Source organism: Nostoc mirabile CHAB5784 (assembly GCF_020829645.1).
GTDB lineage: Bacteria > Cyanobacteriota > Cyanobacteriia > Cyanobacteriales > Nostocaceae > Nostoc > Nostoc mirabile.
In genome coordinates this window covers 1-2,459 of the sequence record NZ_JAIVFS010000279.1, presented here as the reverse complement: position 1 = coordinate 2,459, position 2,459 = coordinate 1, and the positions used below count along the sequence as shown (strand labels likewise).

General features: G+C 45.0%; 2 protein-coding genes and 1 pseudogene. 1 reads left to right on the top strand and 2 read right to left on the bottom strand.

The genetic code is table 11. The features are described 5' to 3' along the window. Positions 1-34 precede the first annotated feature (34 nt). On the bottom strand, positions 35-1,192 hold the full coding sequence (locus LC653_RS45690; protein WP_233719008.1) for a ParB/RepB/Spo0J family partition protein: 1,158 nt from the start codon (positions 1,190-1,192) through the stop codon (positions 35-37). Next, positions 1,189-1,959 carry a ParA family protein gene (locus LC653_RS45685; protein ID WP_229501821.1) on the bottom strand — a complete coding sequence of 257 codons (771 nt, stop codon included), beginning with the start codon at positions 1,957-1,959 and terminating at the stop codon, positions 1,189-1,191. Before LC653_RS45685 ends, LC653_RS45690 begins: the two co-directional genes overlap by 4 nt. 216 nt (positions 1,960-2,175) lie before the next feature. Here LC653_RS45685 and LC653_RS45680 point away from each other — a divergent pair. Beyond that, positions 2,176-2,459 (top strand): annotated as a pseudogene (locus LC653_RS45680) (ATP-dependent helicase); the annotation flags it as partial.

The following is a 2,459-nucleotide window of genomic DNA, read 5'->3' as shown; positions in this document are numbered from 1 at the left end:
TAAAAGTAGAGATTACCTGACAATTTACCCCAAGTCACTCATCCCCTAGTAATGCTTCCAGCTTGTTTAAAAGGTTTACTAGCTGCTTTTGCTTTCTAGGTTCTTTCCAAAGCTGACGCTTTTTAATGCGCTGGGTGATATTTTGGAGGCGGTCTGGTATTTGGTTAGATGCTTTAGACGAGGATGCTTGTTCATCATCCGTCCAAGCTGCGATTTTTTCTTTGATTTGACTTAAAGACCAATCGTTAGCGATCGCTTCGGACAAAAGTTTTTTTCGGATTTCATTATTTCTTACCCGCGCCAAGACTTGTGCTTTGGTGTATTCCAGTTGACCAGAACGCAGTGCCATTAAAATTTCTTCGGGCAGATTGAGTAAAGGTAAGCGTGTGGTGATGAACGATAGCCAATTCATGAGTCCCAAACTCTCAAACACCTGTTGTACCGTGTTTGATTGTTCTTCATCTAGGTTAGGAGAAACGTTTTTCCTAGATTCAGTTTCATCGGCTAAATGGTCAGAAACGTTGTCCCCAGTTTGTGGATTATCGGGGTTAGGAGAAACGTTTTTCCTAGATTCATTTTTCTCGGCTAAATGGTCAGAAACGTTGTCCTCAGATTGTGGATTATCTGGGTTAGGAGAAACGTTTTTCCTAGATTCATTTAATGAGGATTTTGATGGCTGTTCCCCCTTGCTGTGAGCGTTTTTCATTCGATACAGCAAGGATTTGACGGCTTCTATATCGCAATGCAGCCGGATTGCCAACAGGTGCAAGATCCCTTCAGTTTCTTCAACAGGGTTAAGGTCTTCTCGTTGCAGGTTTTCAATCAAAGCCAACTGAAACGCTTGGTCATCTGATAACTCACGCACAACCACAGGCGCGACTTCAAGCAAAGCTGACTGCCCTGCCCGATAACGTCTTTCTCCTGCTACTAATTCGTATTTCCCTCCGCCAATTGGACGCACCAACAGAGGTTGGAGAATGCCATGCTGTTTGACTGACGAGACTAATTCTTTTAATGCTTGTGGGTCGAAGTATCGTCGGGGCTGGTGTTGAGGCAGAACTATATCTGAGAGTTTGATAGTAGTTTCAGTTGCGGCTGGCAACTCGGCATCTGGGGAGGATAACCAAGGTGCAGGTGGTGGAGTTGTAATTTGACCCCCAAAGGGTTTGTCAGTTTGTTTGCGTCGGATCATAAAGCCTCCAAAGCCTTGGTGATTTCTTCAAGAATAGGGACTACAGAATGTTTCGGGTCAAATACTGCTAGAGGCGCACGTTCTTCTGACGCATCGACAAAAGCGGTAGCTCTGGGGATAGGTGGGAAAATCCGACCCCAAGCGGAAAGTTGTTCTTGGATGGCTGCCAATGCTCGTTTATCGGCTGAGTTTTGGTTGGCATACCGCGTAGGAACAAACCCTGCTATTTGGATTTTGCGGTTGGCTTTATTTTTTACGTGGGTGATAGTTTGTAAGAGTTCGTCTGTTCCCTCAAAGGCTTTTATATGGGTTTCAACGGGAACGAGTACGTGTGTGGCCGCGACTAAGGCGATATAGGAAAGCAATCCTAAGCTGGGGGGACAATCTATAAGAATGAAGTCGTATTCATTTAGAACAGATTCAATGGCTTCCTTAAGGCGCAACTCGCGCATCGCAGCACTGACTAACTGCATTTCGGCTCCACTTAAGACTCGGCTTGCTGGAACCAAGTCCATGCCGTGAATGCCCTCATGAATCGGTAAGGGCTGCTCATCGATAATGGCATCAGCAACGGTTTTTTGTAACTGAGATGGCACTAACCCCATGAATTTGGTTAAGCTTGCTTGCGGGTCTATGTCGATGAGGAGAACGCGATGTTTTCGTCGTGCAAGGTGGTATCCCAAATTTTGGGTTAGTGTCGATTTGGCGACACCACCCGCCTGATTAAACAGGGCAATAATGCGGCAAAGAGGGTCAGAAGTTGACACTGGCTTTCGTTCCTAGAAGATACGTTGAGGTTTGGTCAACAGGCTCGGTTTTAGTTTCCAGTTTACGTGTATCAGATGAAAAAAGTTTATTTTTACATATAAAATCCAGTAGATTTTATATAACTTCACCGTATGTAGATTTAACAGTCTCACTATGCGGGAAAATAGCTGTTAGGTGTCTGCGGAGTGGTCAAAAGTAGCTGGTAGGGGTGCGTCATGGAGAAAAACTATACATTCAAATTCAATTCTGACACTGCCTTATCAGCCCTGAAAGCTGGTAAATACGACCCGATTAACTTCTACGAGGCGCGTTTAGACCTGTTCAACCTCTCGGTAATGGCAGACTACGATCAGCTAATTTGCCTGCCCACATTAACTGCTATTGACAAATACTGGTATCAGATTGAAACAGCCCGAAAAGTACTTAGACAACTGGGTGGACGCGCATTACTAGCCGATGAAGTCGGATTGGGCAAAACCATTGAGGCGGGACTAATCAT